General features: G+C 58.4%; 18 protein-coding genes and 1 pseudogene. 2 read left to right on the top strand and 17 right to left on the bottom strand.

What is annotated here, in order from left to right:
- From B3M52_RS07995 to B3M52_RS07915, 17 genes and pseudogenes are all read right to left on the bottom strand, one after another.
- Complete coding sequence (locus tag B3M52_RS07995; protein WP_127400871.1) at nucleotides 1–1,005, bottom strand: FecCD family ABC transporter permease; 1,005 nt, start codon at nucleotides 1,003–1,005, stop codon at nucleotides 1–3.
- Nucleotides 1,002–1,925 (bottom strand): ABC transporter substrate-binding protein, encoded by a 924-nt coding sequence (locus tag B3M52_RS07990; RefSeq protein ID WP_228712229.1) that lies wholly within the window; start codon nucleotides 1,923–1,925, stop codon nucleotides 1,002–1,004. Before B3M52_RS07990 ends, B3M52_RS07995 begins: the two co-directional genes overlap by 4 nt.
- Nucleotides 1,925–4,033, bottom strand: a complete 2,109-nt coding sequence (locus B3M52_RS07985; RefSeq protein WP_127400870.1) for a TonB-dependent receptor family protein — start codon at nucleotides 4,031–4,033, stop codon at nucleotides 1,925–1,927. Before B3M52_RS07985 ends, B3M52_RS07990 begins: the two co-directional genes overlap by 1 nt.
- 105 nt (nucleotides 4,034–4,138) lie before the next feature.
- The gene (locus tag B3M52_RS07980; protein WP_269400120.1) at nucleotides 4,139–5,335 is read right to left on the bottom strand and encodes a type III PLP-dependent enzyme; all 1,197 of its coding nucleotides are present in this window, start codon (nucleotides 5,333–5,335) and stop codon (nucleotides 4,139–4,141) included.
- Nucleotides 5,328–7,178 carry an IucA/IucC family protein gene (locus tag B3M52_RS07975; RefSeq protein WP_127400869.1) on the bottom strand — a complete coding sequence of 617 codons (1,851 nt, stop codon included), beginning with the start codon at nucleotides 7,176–7,178 and terminating at the stop codon, nucleotides 5,328–5,330. The genes B3M52_RS07980 and B3M52_RS07975 overlap by 8 nt, the downstream gene beginning before the upstream one ends.
- Nucleotides 7,179–7,182: 4 nt before the next feature.
- Nucleotides 7,183–8,364: an MFS transporter gene (locus B3M52_RS07970; RefSeq protein ID WP_075194562.1), complete on the bottom strand. Its 1,182-nt coding sequence runs from the start codon at nucleotides 8,362–8,364 to the stop codon at nucleotides 7,183–7,185.
- Nucleotides 8,361–10,157 carry an IucA/IucC family protein gene (locus tag B3M52_RS07965; protein WP_075194561.1) on the bottom strand — a complete coding sequence of 599 codons (1,797 nt, stop codon included), beginning with the start codon at nucleotides 10,155–10,157 and terminating at the stop codon, nucleotides 8,361–8,363. The genes B3M52_RS07970 and B3M52_RS07965 overlap by 4 nt, the downstream gene beginning before the upstream one ends.
- Nucleotides 10,157–11,368, bottom strand: coding sequence for an ATP-grasp domain-containing protein (locus tag B3M52_RS07960; protein WP_091642387.1), 1,212 nt, complete (start codon nucleotides 11,366–11,368; stop codon nucleotides 10,157–10,159). The genes B3M52_RS07965 and B3M52_RS07960 overlap by 1 nt, the downstream gene beginning before the upstream one ends.
- A gap of 38 nt (nucleotides 11,369–11,406) precedes the next feature.
- Complete coding sequence (locus B3M52_RS07955) at nucleotides 11,407–12,192, bottom strand: HpcH/HpaI aldolase family protein (RefSeq protein WP_177190615.1); 786 nt, start codon at nucleotides 12,190–12,192, stop codon at nucleotides 11,407–11,409.
- 202 nt (nucleotides 12,193–12,394) lie between these two features.
- Nucleotides 12,395–12,562, bottom strand: a pseudogene (locus B3M52_RS07950) (ISNCY family transposase); the annotation flags it as partial.
- A 73-nt stretch (nucleotides 12,563–12,635) separates the two neighbouring features.
- A complete protein-coding gene (locus B3M52_RS07945) occupies nucleotides 12,636–13,034 on the bottom strand; it encodes a heavy metal-responsive transcriptional regulator (protein WP_052479502.1) in 399 nt (132 codons plus the stop codon).
- Nucleotides 13,035–13,193: 159 nt separating this feature from the next.
- Nucleotides 13,194–14,306 carry a permease gene (locus tag B3M52_RS07940; RefSeq protein WP_075194558.1) on the bottom strand — a complete coding sequence of 371 codons (1,113 nt, stop codon included), beginning with the start codon at nucleotides 14,304–14,306 and terminating at the stop codon, nucleotides 13,194–13,196.
- Between the two features lie 203 nt (nucleotides 14,307–14,509).
- A complete protein-coding gene (locus B3M52_RS07935) occupies nucleotides 14,510–15,730 on the bottom strand; it encodes an MFS transporter (protein ID WP_075194557.1) in 1,221 nt (406 codons plus the stop codon).
- Between the two features lie 49 nt (nucleotides 15,731–15,779).
- A complete protein-coding gene (locus B3M52_RS07930; RefSeq protein WP_228301257.1) occupies nucleotides 15,780–16,466 on the bottom strand; it encodes a DUF4396 domain-containing protein in 687 nt (228 codons plus the stop codon).
- Nucleotides 16,467–16,558: 92 nt separating this feature from the next.
- The gene (locus B3M52_RS07925) at nucleotides 16,559–16,939 is read right to left on the bottom strand and encodes a hypothetical protein (protein ID WP_286749375.1); all 381 of its coding nucleotides are present in this window, start codon (nucleotides 16,937–16,939) and stop codon (nucleotides 16,559–16,561) included.
- Between the two features lie 90 nt (nucleotides 16,940–17,029).
- A complete protein-coding gene (locus tag B3M52_RS07920) occupies nucleotides 17,030–18,235 on the bottom strand; it encodes an ISL3 family transposase (RefSeq protein ID WP_213480225.1) in 1,206 nt (401 codons plus the stop codon).
- A gap of 79 nt (nucleotides 18,236–18,314) precedes the next feature.
- Nucleotides 18,315–18,455 carry a hypothetical protein gene (locus tag B3M52_RS07915; protein WP_286749373.1) on the bottom strand — a complete coding sequence of 47 codons (141 nt, stop codon included), beginning with the start codon at nucleotides 18,453–18,455 and terminating at the stop codon, nucleotides 18,315–18,317.
- 40 nt (nucleotides 18,456–18,495) lie between these two features.
- On the opposite strand from B3M52_RS07915, the gene B3M52_RS07910 reads away from it, so the two are divergent.
- Nucleotides 18,496–18,696 (top strand): MBL fold metallo-hydrolase, encoded by a 201-nt coding sequence (locus B3M52_RS07910; RefSeq protein WP_075194554.1) that lies wholly within the window; start codon nucleotides 18,496–18,498, stop codon nucleotides 18,694–18,696.
- A 79-nt stretch (nucleotides 18,697–18,775) separates the two neighbouring features.
- Nucleotides 18,776–18,910, top strand: coding sequence for a hypothetical protein (locus tag B3M52_RS07905; protein WP_256713513.1), 135 nt, complete (start codon nucleotides 18,776–18,778; stop codon nucleotides 18,908–18,910).
- The last annotated feature ends 65 nt before the right edge of the window (nucleotides 18,911–18,975 follow it).

Here is an 18,975-nt window from a genome sequence, read left to right as displayed (position 1 = left end):
TTATGCGCTCCGGGGTGAGGTTCGCGAGTTAAGCAGATAGATCAGCCAAGGGGCCCCAATAAGGGCCGTCAGCATACCGACGGGTAGCTCCTGGGGAAAGGCCAGTTGCCGAGCCAGGATATCCGCTGCCAGCAACAACAACCCTCCAAACAGAGCGCTCAGGGGCAGCCAGTGCTGGATCTGGTTGCCGGCCAGCCGCCTGGCAATGTGCGGCGCTACTAGTCCAATAAACACGATCGGGCCGGTGAAGGCGACCAGCGCGGCGGCAAGCAGCAAAGCCAGCAGCAGAAAAATCAGTCGCCAGCGGCCGACCGACAGTCCCATGGCAAGCGCCAGATCATCATCAAGTTGCAGTAGGCGGAGGGGTCTCTGCATCGCAATCAGGGCACCGAGCGGAAGCAGCAGCCAGGGCAGCACCATCTGGAGCTGAAGCCAGCCCCGCCCCATCAGGCTACCCGCCAGCCAGTAATACAGTTCCGCCGCCTCCGCCCCGGAAACCAGTAAAAGGCCCGTGGTCAGTGCCGTGGCCAGCGACGTGACGGCGATGCCGGCGAGTACCACACGCTCGGGCTGAAGCTGACGGCGGCCAGCAATGGCAAACGTCAGAGCACCACCGAGCAGCCCCCCGGCAAGAGCCATCAGCGGCAGCCACAGTGCGCCCGGCGAACTCAGGGTTCGAAGCGACACCACCGCCAGGGCAGCAGAGGCAATCACGCCGGTGAGGCCGGGGGATGCCAGCGAATTCCGGGTAACGCCCTGCATGACAGCACCCGCAACCCCGAGGGCCGCCCCACCGAGAATACCGAGCAGATTGCGCGGCAGCCGCAGCTCCAGCACGGTGATGCGCGTCAGCAAGTCGCTGCTGCCGTCGATGGCTGACAGCAACAAGGTCGGCGACACCCATCGGGAGCCCGCCATCAGGCCAGCGAAGAACAGCAGCACGAGGAGAAATACCGTTGCCCCGTAGAGGCCCATCGGGCGTATGGCTGAATCGGAACCCGTCATTTGTCGGGTTCCGATGTCAGCAGCAGGCGCTGTATGTCATCCAGGATACGCTCACGGGCAATCGGACCGGCCCCTTCTTTCCAATAGTGCGGTACTTCGTAGACCTGGCCCGTGCGCACGGCCTTGAGATAGGGCCAGATGGGGTTCATCGTGAACGCGCGCTGACGGCTGGTGGGCAACAGCAGAATGGTATCCGGGTTAAGTTCCAGCAAGGCTTCAAGACTGATCCGGTAGCCCAGTGGGATGCCGCTGTCAGGATTCGGCGGCTGGCCCCCGACATTGTCGAAGCCCAGACGCTCCAGCAGCGCCGTCGGCAGAAAATGGTCGTAATAGACGAAGGGAGTTTCACTACCGCTGGTCAGCAGCGCCACTGTCTCGGCAGGCTTTGGTTTGTTGCGGTCCGCGAGTAATTGAACGCGATCAAGAAAGCGGGTGTTGAGTGCACTGGCTTTCGCCGGTGCACCCAGTGCCTGCCCCGCCAACTCAACCCCCCGCAGGCTGTCCTGGACGGTGATCAGGTCCAGGGCCAGCATCGGGGCGATGGCTTCGATCTGGTCACCGTCTTTCTCGGTATAACGGCGAATGGCGATGACAAGATCCGGCCGGACCGACGACAGTACCTCCAGGTTAGGCTGATGTCGGGGGCCGAGCCCCGTAACACCGTCTAACCGTGACGCCAGGTAGTCGGGCACGCCCTGAAGTCCGTAATCGGTGACGGCAACCGGCGGTATTTCCAGTGCCAGTGCGACATCGGCCCCAAAGGTCGAAATCGCAGCGGGCCGGGCCGCCGGTTCGGACAACCGCAGGGTTTCCCCGCGGTCATCCGTCAACCGGATAGTCTCATCCTGCGCCCATCCTGACGCAGGCGACAGCAAAACAACGAGCAGGATCGTTGCGATCCGGTTACGTAAGCAGGCCATCAGAAGTCGAGCTGTGCCTCAAGGATAAAGCTTCGACCCGGCTGGGGCACACGGCCGACCGGGCTGACGTCCACGCCCCGGAAGTAGTAATCTTCATCCAGCAGGTTGTTGACCGCCAGGCCAAGGTTCAGCACACGATCACCGCCAACCGCGAAATCGCGACCGACCCGGGCCGTAACCAGATGGTAATCCGGCAACTCACCGGCACTGCCATTGCTGGTTTCTTCTTCGGTGTTGTCCGCATCGCTGTAGCTTTCGCTGACGTACACCCAGTTCAGGCTGGTGTCCCAGGCCTGGTAGCTGTATGTCGCGTCAGCACTGACCTTATGGGTGGGCGCGTTGGGCAGCTCGTTGCCTTCGTTGTCACCGGACAGCTGTTCGGTGTCGAGGAAGGTATAGCCAAGGCCCAGTTCCCACTGGCTGTTGAGGTTCCAGCGGTTTGCCAGCTCGATACCCTGGTGGCGGGTTTCTCCCAGGTTCTCGAAACGACTGGTCGAACGGTTAAACTGAATCTGATCCTCGTAATCGATGCGGAACAGGGTTGCTGAAGACAGCAGGTCGGGTGTGACTTGCAGGCGGGCGCCCAGCTCGTGGTTCCACGAGGTTTCATTGGCAACCGCACCCTCTCGGGTGGTCTGGGCAATCTGTACCGGCACCAGAGAGCGCTGGCTGTTGGCAAAGACAAACAGATCATCAGACGCCTGGTAGCCTACGGTCAGGCCCGGCAACAACTCCTCAGCGCTGTTTTCCTCGGTGTTGCCACTGAGGTTGTCACGAAAGTCCATGTCGACATCTTCATAGCGCAGGCCCGGTGTCACCGTCAGGCGGTCATCCAGGAATGACACGGTATCACTGATGTAAAATGCCATGGCCCGGGTGTCCAGGTGCCAGTCGCGCGCCACGGAACGGTTACCGGAGGAAAATTCCAGGCGATTAACGTCGAACTCCACATCCTCGCTGACAAATCGTGCACCCAGGGTAATGTCGTGGCGGCCATGGCGAATAGCAAGTCGGGGCTCCGTGCCCAATACCGTGAACAAACGCGGTGAATCCGCAACATGGGTCGAATCCAGCCCCGGGTCCGCCCAGTGGCCAGTGCCGCTGAGGTTCTGGCCGAAGAAGAAGGTGCGGTCGGCATCGTGCACAAAGTTGCGCCACTGGAATTCCATGTTGTCGGCCGGCGTGTACGTCCAGGTGAAGGTGGCGCGGCTCATGTCCGCTTCGTAGCCGTCATGTGGGCGCTGGCTCTGGGTACGGTCCTGCTCATAGGCTTGCGGTGTCAGGGCGCCAGGCAGTTCGGCATCGACGCGGTAGTATTGCAATTGCGTGGCCAGTTCATGCTGGTCGTTCAGGTAATAGCGGGCGTCCAGAATCAGGTTATCCACTTCGGTATCGGAGTGATCGCGAAATCCGTCGCCACGCTGGACGTTGGCCTGGAACTGCAGGTCGAGCTTGTCGGTCGCCCGGCCGCCGACACGGTAATAGGTATCGGTAAAGACATTGCCGGTCTCTTCCGCAATGGTCACCCGCTCACGAAGGGTCTGGGAGGTTTCCGCCGGAATCGGTTTGGTGACGAAATTCACCACGCCGCCCACGTTGTTGGGGCCGTAATGAACGGAGGCGCCGCCCCGGACAATATCCACGACTTCCAGGCTCGGAAGTGTAACCGGGAAAAGCGACACGCCGACGTTGCTGTAGGGGCCGATGGCAATCGGGTAACCGTCCAGCAGAATCTGAAGCCGTTCACTGCGCAGCGGGTTCAGACCACGCACACCGATGTTGGGAAGGATGCCCGTGCCAGTTTCATCAAGCACCGTGAGCCCCGGAACCGGGCGCAAGGCGTCGTTCAGATTCAGCGCTCCGGTCGCCTGGAGCTGATCCTCCTCCACCACCGTGCGGGCCCCGGTATAGGTCTTCTCGGACTCTTCGGTCGGTGGACCAAGCCAGTCAGCGGTAACATTGAGGCCGGGTAGCTGGGTGGGCGCATCAGCCTGCTCCTGTGCCAAAGCGGACGCCGAGCCAGCCGCCAGAAACGACACGGGGAGCGTGGCTATAGCAACAGACAGTCGATGGCGGCGCAGTGGCGTTGAAACTTCGGACTTCGACATTGGATTCTCCAGCACGTATTATTAAATTTGATTGCGCATTTTACTGATAATAATTCGCATTTCAATTAAATTAGAATATTCCTTCCTCAAAATCTGCTTCCCGGACTACTCGATGAAATGTTCTTTTGGGTGGGGATGCATCAGAAACGCCTGATGGGAAATATTCCAGGCGTAGGCACCGGCGTAACGGAATACCACCAGATCGCCAACCCCGAGCGACTCGACATCAACCCGGCGGGCGAACACATCCTTGGGAGTACAAAGCTGGCCGACCAGGGTAACGGAATGATTGGCAACGACTGGGGCTGCAGCCTCCCTGTCGTGGGTGGGCAAAATGTCAAACGGATGATCGTGGGCCTGGGCCGCCGGAGTCCGGAAGTGGTGGGTGCCGCCCCTGCAGATGGCAAACCATTCCTCGCCGCATCGCTTAACGTCCAGAACTTCGCCAACATAAAAACCACAGGGAGCGGTTATGAAACGACCACACTCGAACCGGATTTTCCAGGCACGATCCGAGTAAGCCTGAAGCAATTCATCAAGGCCGGAACAAAACCCCGACCAGTCAAACTGCTGGTCGGGCCGGGTGTAATTTATCCCGATTCCGCCCCCGACATTTATCTCGGTAATGGTCAGGTCGTACCTGGATTCCCACGCACGGACGGTTTCCAGATAGTGTGTTATTAACCCGAGGTGGCGTTTTTCATCCAGTTGATGCGACATCAGATGAAAGTGAAAGCCGCGCAGCCTGACTCTGTCCTGCCGCCCGAGCAACGCAAGTGCGTCTGGTATACAGGCTTCTTCCATGCCAAATGGAGTAGGCACACCGCCCATGGTAAGACGTGTAGAGGGTGTGTCTGCCAGTTCGAGATTGATCCTCAGAAGAATGTCCTGGTTAGCCTGCCTGCGGCCGGCAATGTCGCACAGACGCTGCAGTTCCAGCAGGCTTTCCACATGGATCAGTTCAACGTTCTGATCGATGGCCTTTTCCAGATCAGATGCCAGTTTGCCGGGACCACCATAAATCACAGGCGTGTCTGGAAAATGTCGGCGCACCCAGTCCAGCTCACCGCCAGACGCCACTTCGAAGCCATGTACAAAGGGCGCCAAAGCGCCGAGCACCGGTAAGGCGGGGTTCGCTTTGGCGGCATAGAACATCTCACAACCGGGCGGCAAACACTCGACGATGCCCTGCGCCCGGTGACGGAGCTCAGGCAGGTCATACACGTAGGCGCACAGCGGGTCACTGTCCTGGCCTTTCAGTTCCTTGATGGCTCGCTGAACGGAAACAGGTACTTCAGGCATTGCACTGCCCTCCCCTGCCGTCTACGGCTCGGGGCAGAGTCATCGCCAGCGGGTTTGGTACCCAGGTGTACTGCGACTCACGATCCGGACGCTTGAAAAGGCGGGTCATCAGGTTGCTTTTGTTCGGAATGGGCTCGCCGGCCAACAGCCTGCCCAGAACATCGGCCGCCCAGGGATCGTCGGTGCCTGCGAGCCAGTTGCGCACTTCACTGGCAAGCGCGTTCCACAACCGGAGTTCGATGTGGTTCTCCCCCCGGGAGAGGCAGGCCACGGCCTGGAACAGGTGGTTCACCAACAGACAGTACGCGATCCGCTTCCAGGCCTTGTCCTGGCTGTAATGAACGGACGCCAGCGTTTGTTCATCAAGGGTATCAGGCAGCCCTCCTGACCAGCGGCCCGGTACCAGTTTTGTTCCCTCCAGGTCACGAACAAAGACCTGAACGGGGTATCCCTCCCGAATACCAACCACCACGTTCTGAAGGTGTGGTTCGAAAACCACACCATGATGGAACAGCGACTCAAAGAGCGGAGGGATGAGTAAGGCGAGATACTGTTCAAACCATCGTATTCTGGCGTCCTGTTCGTTGACGCCGGTGGCGGCAGCCAGTGTTCCGGCGGCCTCCGTGGCCGGGCAGCGACCGAAGCGGTCGTCGCTGAACAGCGCGGCGGCCAGCACGGGTGTTACACCTGCGTCCAGATACTGTTCGAGGTTGTCCCGTAGAATAACGCCAAAACCCTCCGCGATGCTCCGGCGGTCAGGCTCGGGGTGATCGGCAAAATCAAGGGTCTGGTAGGCTGGCTCATACAGTAGACGGAATCCGCGCCACCGCGCCAGTGAAGGCGCAAGGTGAGCCTTGAGGGCTGCAGAGAGGGCAACGGCGCTTTCCAGTTCATAGACGGCATTTTTCCGAATGCAGTTGGTCAGCCGGACATGGGTTGAGAATTTCAGGAAATAGGGGCTGCCCGGTTGGTAAAGCGTTCGAACCGACGCTGTTGGGTAGAACCGTGGGCCGGCCTGCCCCAGTGGTAAGATCCGCCCTGAGCGGATAGCGCTGCAGACGATGGGCAGGCGCATGAGGTAGCGTGCCTGCCAGGGGTGCACAGGAATCGTGACCCATCCGTCGGGCAGGTCAAGCCCTACGCTCGCGTCTGACCCGAAGGCCGGCCCGGCAATGTCACCGCGGGTGCGAAGATCGCCCGGATGAACCGCGAAGTAACAGAGGGCAAACCCCGCGCCCATTTCCGGGGAGTATTGCAGGATATCCTCCGGGTCGAACCCTTCCCTGGATTTTGGTGCCGGGTGGTAACGGTGCCCGAAACTCAGGGATTGCTCAGACCAGCGGAAGGCGTCCAGCCCCTGCCCCCAATCGGCGGGAACGCGGGTGTATTCGAGAATGCTCCGCATGACGTTCCGGCTGAGAAGAATCTGCCGGTAGAGCTCGCTGTTGAAAGGCTCTTCGAAACGCTGCGACATTTTATGAAGCAGTATCCGGCCCAGTTCCTCGAGCCCCAGCACCCGCCATCCCCTGAGCGCAGACTTGTAGTATGGCGCAGACAGGTAGCGGTAGTTGCACGTTCGTGAGCCTCCTGCAACCAGAACCAGCAGGGAATCTTCGGAATCAGGGAAGCCGATGTGCAGCACACTGGCAGGCTCCAGCGCCAGGCGAACCCGAAGCCCCTGTGGCCAGGACCGGCTCCTTTCGCCGCCCTGAACAGACAGCTCCCCGGAGGGCTCGGCAATATCCCGGCAATAACAATTCAGCAGGGCCTCCATGCTGGCCTGATCCGCCTGATAGTCGCAGTGCTGATCCCTGAAATAATGATGTGAAGCTGTCAATGACATGACTCTATTCCTCCTTCAAGCGTTCATGATGGTCGATGGCGGGGGTGTTGGCCCGGTAGGAGCTCAGGGTGATGGTAAGAAGGGTCACCGCGGCGCCCAGCCAGAGTGGCGCGGTCTGGTTGCTCATACCCGCGGCGACACCCGCGAGTACACCGGCCGCGACACCGGCCCATTTACCGGCGCTGTCAAGGGCGCCAAAGCTTTGGCCCGCGTTTTCCGTTCGTGTGAGACGTGCGGTTTCGGCGTTGAGGGCAAAAAGACAGGTCGTCATGCCCAGCCCCATGACCAATCGTCCGGCGAGAATGGCGGCCGTTGTTCCGGCCGTCGCCTGAATAACGTAGGACAGTGCGAACAGTGTCAGGCCCGCGGGCAAGGTCCACGGGTTACCGAAAAACACGCTTCGTCGCAGCGGGCTGACCAGAATAATCAGGTAGATGGCATGAGGGAGGCTGTAGAGAACTCCGGCCATAGCGGCGGTACTACCCGTTCGTTCCTGGGTCCAGGGAATGAAGTAGGGAAAACTGGCCACCAGCGCGAAATTGAAACCGAAGTAAAGCAATCTCAACCGCAGCCAACTGGCGGATGCCGAAACCCTTTCACGGGAATGTTTCTGGTCACGAGGCCCACCCGAAACCGGGTCCGGGGGAGCGAGTTTCCATACCAGTAGTGCCGACAGAAGAGGCAGGATGGCCATATAGAGGTACAGACGCTGGGCTGGGACCCAGGTCATGAAGAAACCGAAAAGGATGGGCGCCAGTATCATGGCCGACCTGGCCGAGCCCTGCATCCAGTTCAGTGACTGGGTCAGGTTTTGACCGCGAGCAACGGTGGAAAGGTATGCGCTCGATGCGGCAAAGGTTCCACCCAGAAAGCCCTGAACCATCAGTGCCATGGCAAAGGTGACCACGCCCGGCGCCAATCCGGCGATTACGAAGGCCACGGCCAGACCAATCTGGGCCCGCAGCAGCGACCAGCGGCGGCCGAAACGGTCCGCTATTCTTCCCCAGAACGGCGCCGCCAACGCCGTGCAAACCGTCGGGATAATATAGAACCAGCCCACCCAAACGGTGTGTTCAACCGCAAATGTGTCGGTCAGGATCAGCCCAAAAAATGGTGGCATCCCCAGCGCCACCAAGGCCGCGGTAAAGTGGCTGAGCAGGATCACCGGCAGAACAGACTGGCTCATGACTCCTGCCCGAGAAAGTTTGGAGCCAGCTTGCCATAGAATTTATTGATGTCAGCGGCGCCGGTGCGGGACTTGCTTTCCAGGCTGCCTGCCCTGAGAAGATACTTGGTATAAAGCTGGCGATCCTCCAGCAGCACCTTGCGCGCTGGCTGAGTATTGACGCCCTCTTCGTCAAGCTGATCGAGGACGCTGATCACCTCCTCACGAAGCACCTTATACCAGTGGCCCCTTGATCCGAGCCCCCGTGCGGCCAGACCCTCAAGGATAACCGCCAGGTTCAGTTGCAGGGTTATGGTGGTAAACATCTGCGCCAGAGGTGTTTCATTATTGACCAGGATGCGTTGATCCCGGAGTTGCGCGACTTTTGACTCCATCGACGGCATCTGGCCGCATAGCCTGTCTGGCCACAGCCTGGGGGCGTCGTTGTCCTTGAAAAGCAGCTGCGGTGGCCGCCCCGGCGTGAGCAGCACCATGGAGTTCTGCTGGTTGGATTCCAGTGCAACGCCGTAGACAAGCCACAGTCGCAGGTGCACCGTCAGCGTTAAGGCAACGTACTGACGCACCCACTCCGTCAGGTTGCCACTATTGAACTCGTCCGCCATCATCTGTGCAACGCAGCGACCGTCCGGGCTGTCGGCTAACAGGGAGGCAACGGGCACAATCTGCTGCTGGTCAGAAAACCCGCAAAACCGGCGTACAATGCAGCCCAGCCAGGGCAGATCGCCAACGTGCAGGCCTGAGGATTCGTCGGTTACAGAAAAGGTCCCTTTAAGGACCGGGTCCTTGCCGGCTATCTCCTGCAGGATTTGCTGAACCGTATGACCATCATAAAGCGTGCTCGGTTTGACCGTTCGAATGTTCCGGTTGCCCAGTGTGCGAATGGTCAAAGGGACTTTCACGTGGACCTCCGGCGCTGCCTCAAGCTGGAGGGTTCGTACCGACAGTGTTGGCTGAACCCAAAGCGCAGGCGTTGGCGCACGGAGGACGCTGGCACCGATTTCTGTGTTCGACAGATAGTCACTCAGCGCGGTGTCCCAGAGATGAGGGTGCACCGGCAACAAGTGGTGGCTGTCAGCAAGCCGGTTATCCAGCCCTACCTCGCTGAAATCCGGCCAGCAACCCGGGAGCTCGCCCACCGCAGTGACTTCCGAGCCGGGGACGGCAAGCCACCGTAACCGGAAACGCGGGGCAAATTCAGGCGCGTACGCCGCCAGTGCCGCCTCATCAAAACCACTCTTGGCGCGGGCACTGGGGTAAAACGGATGATCGAGAAAAGCCGCGAGGCGATCGAAGTGGAGCAAGCGTTCGGATAGCCGGGGAAAATCCTTCCAGCTTTGCCCCTGATGGCGGATTTCGTCAAACCACCTGGACCGCTCCTCGTGGCAGAAGGAGGCGTGAGACTCCGCCGTTCTGCACTCATCGGCATAGACCTCCAACTGCCCCCCGGAGTCATCGTGTTCGTCCGCAGTGAGGCACGCCAAAACCTGTTCGTAGTGATTCACTTCTGACACGCTTCCGGCCTGGTCTGCGGACTGCCAGATGAGCGGGTCGCCACTCCACTGCCAACGCTGCATGAAGGTTGCGGGATTGACCGGCAACCACAGGATGCCCTGCGCCAGCGTCCACCGTAACCAGGTCGCCGGCGCTCCCGGTGAGCCAGGCACGCTGTCCACCCCAACTGCCTGAGAATCACTCTGGCAGCCGGCCACGTCCTCGCGGATCAGCGCATCGACCAGCCTCTGGGTCAGATACTGCCCGGGGTCTGTTGAAGACAGAGCGGTGTTCCTGGTCATCAGCCTATCTCCCACTCTGCTTCAAGGTCGGTGGCCCATTCGGCCAACGTATTCTTCACCCGGGAGGGATCGCTCGAAAACAACCGCAACACACCCAGGTAGTCCTTGTTTGAGTGGGTCAACCGGACGTCATCACCCACTTCCCTCAACGGCTCAAACTCGGCAATGCCGTCACCGCACGGCTCCCTGCGCTCAGGAGCTGAACGGCGAACCCGCCCGCTGGTAGAAGCACTGAGGTAGCGTATCTGCGCCGCCTGCGTGGGCGGGGATAATTCAAGAGGGTTGCCAACATGGGCCTGAAGGATGGCATGGAACAGTCCATGATTCGTCATGCGGTCAAGCAGGAATTCGCGGCCATCCCCCACCGTTCGGTAATTGATCTCGATAAGTCTTGGTCCATTGTCTGTTATCACAAATTCGGAATGGCAGGAGCCAAGGCCCACACCGAAGCGCCGTACCTGCCTGAACATCTCCTGAAGGTGAGGCCTTTCAGGCTGGTAAGGCACCCACGCCGCTTCAAGTTCGACAAAATGGGGAGGCTCGGAAAGCCGCACTTCAAATCCTCCGAGCGCAATCAGGCTGTTTCCGTCCCCAATGGTTTCCAGAGTGTGAACAGGGCCTGACAGAAACTCTTCCAGCAGCAGGGGTTGCCCGGGTTGTTCCTGCCAGAACTGATCACAGAACGATTGCAGTTGCGCAGCATTGTCCAGGCGCCTGACGTTGAGGCTGGCAACCCCCTCCCGGGGCTTGGCAATACACGGGAATGGAACGTCGTCGATCACCTTCCCCAGGGAGGTCTGATCATTCACAGCCCTGAACCAGCATGCGCCATCATCGAGCGCTTTCAGGTACTGGCGCATGGCTGCCTTGTTTTTTGCCCGGTAACAGGTTTGCCAGTCTTTGCCCGGCAGATTCAGGTAGGCTGCGGCCAGGGCAGTCACCGTCTGCAGGTGATCGCTGTTGGAAAACACGCCCACGGGGGCCGGGAGTTCTGAGAGAAGATCGAGAACAGACAGCGGATTAAATACATCACACTGGAGAATCTGTTCCGGATAGGCGGGAAGGCCCGGTTGACTGAAATAGTGGTGGTGAGTCGCCGCCTGGTCTGTCAGCAGGATCACTTTCAGCCCCATCGACCGGGCAGCTGGCAGGAATCCCCGATTCAGGGCTTCCGTTGGAACATGAGCAAGAAAAAGTACGGTATCGCGCATAGGAAAACTCTTGTCAGGTTTGAAGGAGAATGGTTGCCTCAGGGAGACGGCGGGCTCGACTCGGCACGGCAGGTCGCGAGGTGGGACTTGAGGTATTTAAAGAGCAGACTGCGGTCTTCTCCCAGGAGAAAGGCTCTTGCTCCCCACTCCTGCCATTCCGTTAATTGGTCAGGACTTCGGGGCAAAGCGCAAAATTCCACTGGACGCCCGCGGCAACTCGCTGCCAGTTCCGCGATGGCGTGATTGACAGACGAATGGAACGGATCACCCGGGCAGCCCAGTGATTGCGACAGATCGACCGCTCCCGGAAGCACCCAGTCAACACCGGGAACACCCAGGATGGCTTCGCGGTTGTCGATGCCTTCCTGATCCTCAATCATGAGCACAATGAGGACTTCCTGGTTGGCCTGCCTGAGGTAGTCTTTCAGCGGGAGGGTTCCGAAACCTGTTGTCCGGCCGCCGGTAATACCACGTTGCCCTGCCGGCGCGTAACGTGCCATCTGAACAACGTCACGCGCATCTTCGGCATTGCGGATACGGGGAACAACGATCCCCTGTGCACCACTGTCCAGAGCCCGGGCAATCGCAGCACGATCAACCCCCGGCACGCGCACCAGAGGTGTGACGGAGGCACACTCGGCGGCGCGAATCATGTGTTCGAGGGACTCCGGGTTCGTGGACATGTGCTCGGTGTCCAGTACGACAAAGTCATAGCCGGCATGGCCGATCATCTCTACCATCCATGGTGTTGGCACAGCGTTAAGTAGTCCATACGCCGAGCGGCCCTGGGCGACCTTCTGGCGCGTCTGGTTAACTGTCAGCACATAAACTCCGCAATCAATATAATTTAAATGTTAATCATTTTCATTCGTATTTAAAGATATATCGATTCTAAAATCAAGCGCTACGCGGATGACATCGGGGTAATGTGAAGGACTGCCATGTCGCCCAGAACCTGGCCTCAGGGGCCGCTAGCCCAACTCCGGGTAACAGGATCAGTGAATAGCATTGCCAGTAATCGTTTCATGGTGACCCCCTAAAGGTTCTATAGGTCACTGAATCCGACAAGTGAAAGGCCAGTTGTTCATAGCTGAAACCCAATTTCTGCCTTAATACCAGGCAGCACAGAACACTCCCTACGTTCAGACCGGTTCGCCCTGCGACCGATACCGAGGAATCGATCAGATCCGCTGCTGGGAATCGTCACAAGATTAACCGCAAGAGCGTGATCGTGCTGGGTGAGGATGGCAGGAGGAGCGCTTACGTATCAGGAGCCATATGCCCGTTCAAACGATTCGAGTATTGGGCAACCATCAGTACTTGCTCCACAAAGGTTGGTCAGCAAACGCAACTCATCTCGCAATGCTTCCAGCTCGGACAGGTGATGTTCAATCTCGGCCAACTTAAGACGAGCCAGTTTCTGTACATTGGGTCTCGCATTTTTGGAATTGTCCCGAAAGCTGAGAAGGCCAGCGATCTCATCCAGGCTGAAACCCATCTTTTGTGCCCGCTTAATAAATCGCAAACGGGAAAGATCCTTGTCGCTGTATAAGCGCGCACCACCGTTGTTGCGGTGAACCCCGGGCATCAGCCCGATTTTTTCATAGTAACGCAGGGTATCGGCGCTTATGGCCAACGCCTGCACGACCTGGCCAATTTTCATCATCTTTCAAATCCGGACTTAATCTTCGTTGAGTAAACAGAAGCGTACCACTATCAAGGGGTTCCCCCGCAGCGCTTCAATATTGAGGATGCTTGAATGACCATACTGCTTCAAATGCATTCGTGAGTGTCACTCTCACTACGAGGGTAAAAGCCAGCCCAACTAGCGGTTCGACGTTGGATACCTCAGCATCTGTAGAATAAAGGTACCAAGCAGTAAAAGCACTGTCATCACCAAGGTCAGGTCAAATTTAACCTCCAGAAAACTCATGAGCCCTTCGGCGCTGAGGCGTGGTGGAATCCAGCCAAGTTTGCTGAACAAAAGCTCCATGAGTACCGCGCTGCTTACCATCGTTACGAAAAAGACGATAAAGATGTAGATGGCGGCTTTCCAGCCAAAGAACTTCCTCCACAGATTCATGATCGGCACGGTGATCAGATCCGCGTAGATACAGGCGATCACCCCGGCGAACGACACCCCCGAGGCCCACAGGGCGGCGGCGAAGGGCACGTTGCCAATCGAGCCTATGAAGCTTGCCACGCCTGCCAGCACACCCATGACGGCGTTCTCACCGATGCCGACCAACCCGGTTGGTTCCAGGAACAATGTGGTCCAAAACGCCGGCGGTACGAGCGCGACGATGAACCCCGCGATCAGGAAACCGAACAGAGCGCTCTTGTAAATTTTGCCCAGAGTATGGAAATAATTGTGGGCGATGCGTCGCCAGCCATCGGTTGTCGTCAATTGCTTGCGCCAGTCGCCCTTCGCCGTGACATTCCGGGTGAAGGCCACCGGCGCTGGGTCTTCCCGGAATTGTTCACGAAGGCGGGTGCGTGCCTCTTCAAATAGCTGCTCGGGCAAGGTCAGTCGTACCAATACGTACATGATGCTGATCAGTAGAAAGCCACCCAGCAGCTCGGCCACCAAAAACGGCCAGCCCAATATGGCATAGATCAGAATGCCCAACTCGATGACCAGGTTGGTTGAAGCAAAGCTGAAGGCGAACGAGGCCTCTGCGGAGGCGCCCTTTTTGAACAGCGTCTGTGTGATGCTCAGAGCCCCGAAAGTGCAGGCGGAACTGGCCACACCGGCGGCCGTGGCCTTCCCCGTGCTCAACAGGTCGCGACCGCCCAGAATGCCCGCCAGTCGCTCCTGATCAATCAGAGTCTCAATCAGGGCGGTTATCAGTACGCCCAGCAGGATCGGCCACAGCGCCTTATAGAACAGGCCCAGACCAATCAATAAACCTTGCGTTAGTGAATCCAGTATAGACATTGCTCCTCCCTGGTCGCTGTCGGAACAGTTGAAGTGCGTTGAATTTCAAATCAGTAGCTGAATTTCACAAAAAATAGCTATCGGTGCGCTGCCACATGAGGTGTATAACAAGCCAGAATAGCCGCATGGAACATGGCGCTAAAATCCTGGAGCCTGGAGTCCGCTCAAGGTCAATGCCCGATCTATGCCAGCGAGCTATTTAGTCAGCGCCGTATTTTTGCTTCGCCCGGCATTTCGGAACGAAACAACCGGATCGAACCCAGGGCGAGTATCAATTCAATCGCCGCAAACAGCGCCAATGCGGTCCCGAAGCCAAAGCGCAGAACTTCGCCGAAAATCAGGCTGCCCAGGCCAAAACCCACGAACAGGGTAAACACGTTCAAACCCATCGCCTGGCCGGGCCGTTTGCCGCCGAGCGAGGTGACGATGCCGGCAAACAACGGCTGTGTCGCGTCATAGCCCAGCGATAGCAGCATCGCGATGATCGGCGCGAGAATCACCGGAAAATCGAACAGCAGGCCCGCTGCGGCCAACGCACTCAAGCCGAGCCCGATTGGCAACAATCGCGCGCGACCCCATCGGTCTGCAGCGCGGCCAATCAGCGGGCCAAACAACAAACCGGGCACCCCGTAGCCAAGCAATGCCAGACCGATGCCGACCGGCCCGAGACTGTAGCGTTGTTCAAGGTAAACACCCAGCCAGGTGAACACGCCGGAATGAAACATCGAGTTCACAAAAACATAGCCATAGGTGCGCTGGCCGCGTGCGGTGCTCAAAAGGCCCAAATAGCCGCGCATCAGGTCACCGAGTGTGCCGCCTACCGGCTGCATTGCGCCGGCGATCAGGCGCCGATAGGGTAAAAGCAGGAGCAGAACTATCCCCCCGGTTGCGCCGACAGCCAGGAAAAGCCCTCGCCAGCCGATAATGGGCACCAATATCGAGCCAAGCGGTGAGCCAAACGCCATACCGCCGGCCATAGCCGCAAATAACCAGCCTAGTGGCCGCCCGCGCTGCTCGTAAGGAAACAGCTGTCCGACAAGCACGAGCGCAAGCGGTACCACGCCGCTGGCCCCCAGTCCGGTCAGCACGCGCCATAGCGCCATCTGTTCGACGGATACGGCAGTGGCCGTGAGCGCTGTGAGGAGCGAGAACATCGCCAGGGACGCGAACATGACGCGCTGAACACCGAGCCGATCGGCCAGCAGGCCGAACACCAGGGTGGCGATGCCATAAGGAATCAAATACGCCGGCACTACAAAGCCCACGGTGTGTGCCGAAGTTGCGAATGCATCCGCGAGCGCCGGTATGATCGGCGCCACCATGTATGCCTGGAAAAAAATGAAGAATGTGGCGAGCGCGAGCATCCGCAGCAAACGCTCCCGTTCGTGATGAATGGTTACGCTCGCGAGGGAGTCATGTGACATGTAATTTCCTTTGAGAGTTCGATTGACGCTAGCGGACCAGGCCGGAAACCTATACCGACTCCGCCGGCGTCGTGACACCTCGCCCGAGCAGCCAGCGCACCATCGGGTAGGCGGTCATGAAACCCAGAAGCAACCCACCCCACATGACGAACCAGAACGCGATGGTGGTGGGCGGATAGCCCAGCACAAAGGCCACAATCAGCATCGTGACACCCATGCCGATATCGAACGCAATGATCGCTAGCGCGGATATTTTCAGCGCCACCCGCAGCCGCAGGCCAGCCGAACGGATCTGGCCCATCCGCGTCAGCGACCGGTATTCGAAGGCAATCAGCAACGGCAGTGCGAACGCGGCGATAAGCAGAATCATCGGCCAAACGCCTTTGCCAGCGATCGTGATTCCGGTACCCACCACGATCGGCACGGCGATCAGATGGCCGATGAACGATGCCGCGCCTCCGGGGATGGTTTCCAGGGCGGCCATCACGGCCAAGCCCTGGTCGGGCGCGGCGCCATGACGGTTTTGCCATCGCGCCGTGGCCGGGCGGCCCCAACGGTAATAGGCGACAAGCGCCAGCGGACCGGCGTAGATCGCAGTAATGGGCCACACCGCTTCCCAGCTGGTCATCGGCTGCCGGTAGCCGCCAAGATAAATGTCGGCGAGAATTATCAGCGCGCATAGCAACCCGATGCCGGTAACCGACCAGGCGAGTATCGTCAACCATAGGGGTATCATCACTGGAATCTCCTTTGTAACCGGTTCATTTGCCCAATTTGAGATGGTTCGCAGCCGCGACTGTCCATGCCGCGCTAGCGTTCATATCAAGGTCATTGGCCCGATGGCTGGGGGATTGCGCCCATCGACAGCCCACCAACCGGTATGATCAGATGTGCGTACGGGGTATTCGCCTTCATGACCCAGGGCGCTCCACTTTGCGGCGCAGTGGGAAATTGCTTTAGATCGGTCGGGTCGGGAACGATCACCATGACGTGCGGGGGCATCTGCATGCCGGTGTCTGTCGTCATGCCATGCAGCATGTAGGTGAGGCCGATACGATCAACCTGTGGTGTTTTACCCTGGAAGCGGGCTTTGAAATAGGCTCGGGACTGCGAATCCAGACAGGTTGGTGTGTCACCGGCCAGGCCTGCGAAGCGGCACACCCACTCGCCGCTGCCCTGTTGTAGAACCTTGCCCGCCCGGGAAAGCACGGTGGCATGTTTGGTAACCGATTCGGGGCCGGCGCTTAAAAGCGTCTGGATGACGGCTTCATCCGAATCTGCCTTGGGCTTTTTTTTGGTTCATCGCACTTTACCGGGAAACGCTGCTTTTATCTTAAGGAAGAAGTAGTCGTTGTCCCGGTAGCCATAGGCCATCCGTTTGATGACCTTAATCTTGTTGTTCATCCCTTCCAGGACGCTGGTATTCATCCGGTAGACAGCACTGGCGATAATACCTTCGACATAGCCTTTGAGGCGTCTGGCAAATTGCTGAACTGGTGCCAGCCCACTGCTCATTGCCAGATTCAACCAGTCCTGCCAGCGTTGCTTGGCTTCGTCCTCTGAAGGGGCGTACCAGAGCTCTTTGAGCTGGTCTTTCAGCACATACACTGTCATCAGAGGCTGGTTAGCCTGCAGCAACTCTTCGAGCTTCAGAGCTTGATCATCTTTGAGGTTGGTCCGATTTCTGAGCAATAGCCAGCGACTTCGCTTCACTACCTTTCGAGCGGGCTTGTCGTGTCGAAGCTGATTGGCCTGGTCGACCCGAACCCGATCAATCACTTCCCGTCCGAACTTGGCGACAACATGGAACAGGTCGTAAACCACGCGAGCGTTAGGGCAATGATGCTGAACTTCCAGATCCATGGCGGTATTCATGTCCATCGCCACAGCTTCGATCCGCGTGCACGCCTCAGCTCCTAACCATTCAAAGAAGGGACGCACAGCGGCTCGGCTACGCCCCTCTCCAACCCAGAGCACTTGCTGCGTGTCTGCATCAATCGCCACGGTGGCGTACCGGTGCCCCTTGAACAAGGCGAACTCATCCATGATCAATCGGCGAATTCGATGCCTGTCAGGCTCAGTCACTTCCCGCTTGAGACGTTGATGGTCGACGGCTTTGACCGTATGCCAGTGCAACCCCAACAGGGTTGCTACATGCTGAACTGGCATCAGGCGCACCAAGGACTCAATCCAATTGATCATGCCCGCTGTCAGGCGCTGTCGCCCTGGTAACCAGCGAATCTGTTCAAGTCTGGGACCACAGGATACACAGCGAACTCGACGGACAGGCACATCCAGCCAAACTCGATAATGAAACAGGTCGCGCTCTCGAACTCGTCGGGTACTAGTGTCGTGGATGGCAAGCGTGTGCTGGTTACAACCACTGCAGCAGGGTAGATGATCAGCGGCAGGTTGCAGTCGGATGAGCACGGAGTGGGCGTCAATCTGGACGTAGGATTCCATCGTGAATCCTTCCCAGAACAGATCAAGAAGATTAGCATTCATAGAGGCGGCGGTGGATTGGCTAATTTTGTTGTTTTGGCGAACTCAAAACTAACCGGTTTTACCGCCGTCTCCTACTTTTTCACGCTAACCCGCGATGAACCTTTTTTTTGGGCTGGTCAGCCTCGTTCTGATTGGCAAGCGCGGGGGCTACAAGGCCCAGTCCTGAAAAGATGGCCACGGCAGCCACCAATAAACTTTGGTTTACAATATTGCGTTTCATAGCGCCTCTCCTGACCTGATCCGGACGGATCCTTTGCTGGTTGGATATCAACAATGTCACAGAAGCGTATTACTTGGAGCCAGCTCCAGGTCAAGCCTTTGTTTATTCGCGGGAACAGCAGGCCGTATTCACCGGCGATGTGTTGTTGATCCGCGGCAGCGGCCGGACTGACTTTCAGGGCGGCGACCCGCACAAAAGTTACGATTCGATCGTCAACAAACTGTTCCGTTTGCCTGACTAGACGCTGGTATATCCGGCCCATGAAAAACAACCGTGACACGGGCCCGCCCCAAGGCGGGCTGCATTAGAGGAGAATTTAAATGGATATCAAACAGCTTGATCAGAACTACAGCGTGACGGCGCAACCTGCCATTGCTGACATCGAAGAACTGGCAAGCGCGCCGTTCACTTATGGGCCCTTGCCAATGCAACTTTCTACCCTATCCCGGACCTGATCGGTAAAGCCGGGGCTGCAGGTTTTGATCTGGAACCCATGCGAAACAGTCTCGAAACCCTCAGG

It is taken from the genome of Marinobacter sp. UBA2688, assembly GCF_002352785.1.
GTDB classification, from domain to species: Bacteria; Pseudomonadota; Gammaproteobacteria; order Pseudomonadales; family Oleiphilaceae; genus Marinobacter; species Marinobacter salarius.
Note: the sequence above shows the minus strand (reverse complement) of the source record. Positions and strands in the feature narration are given on the sequence as shown.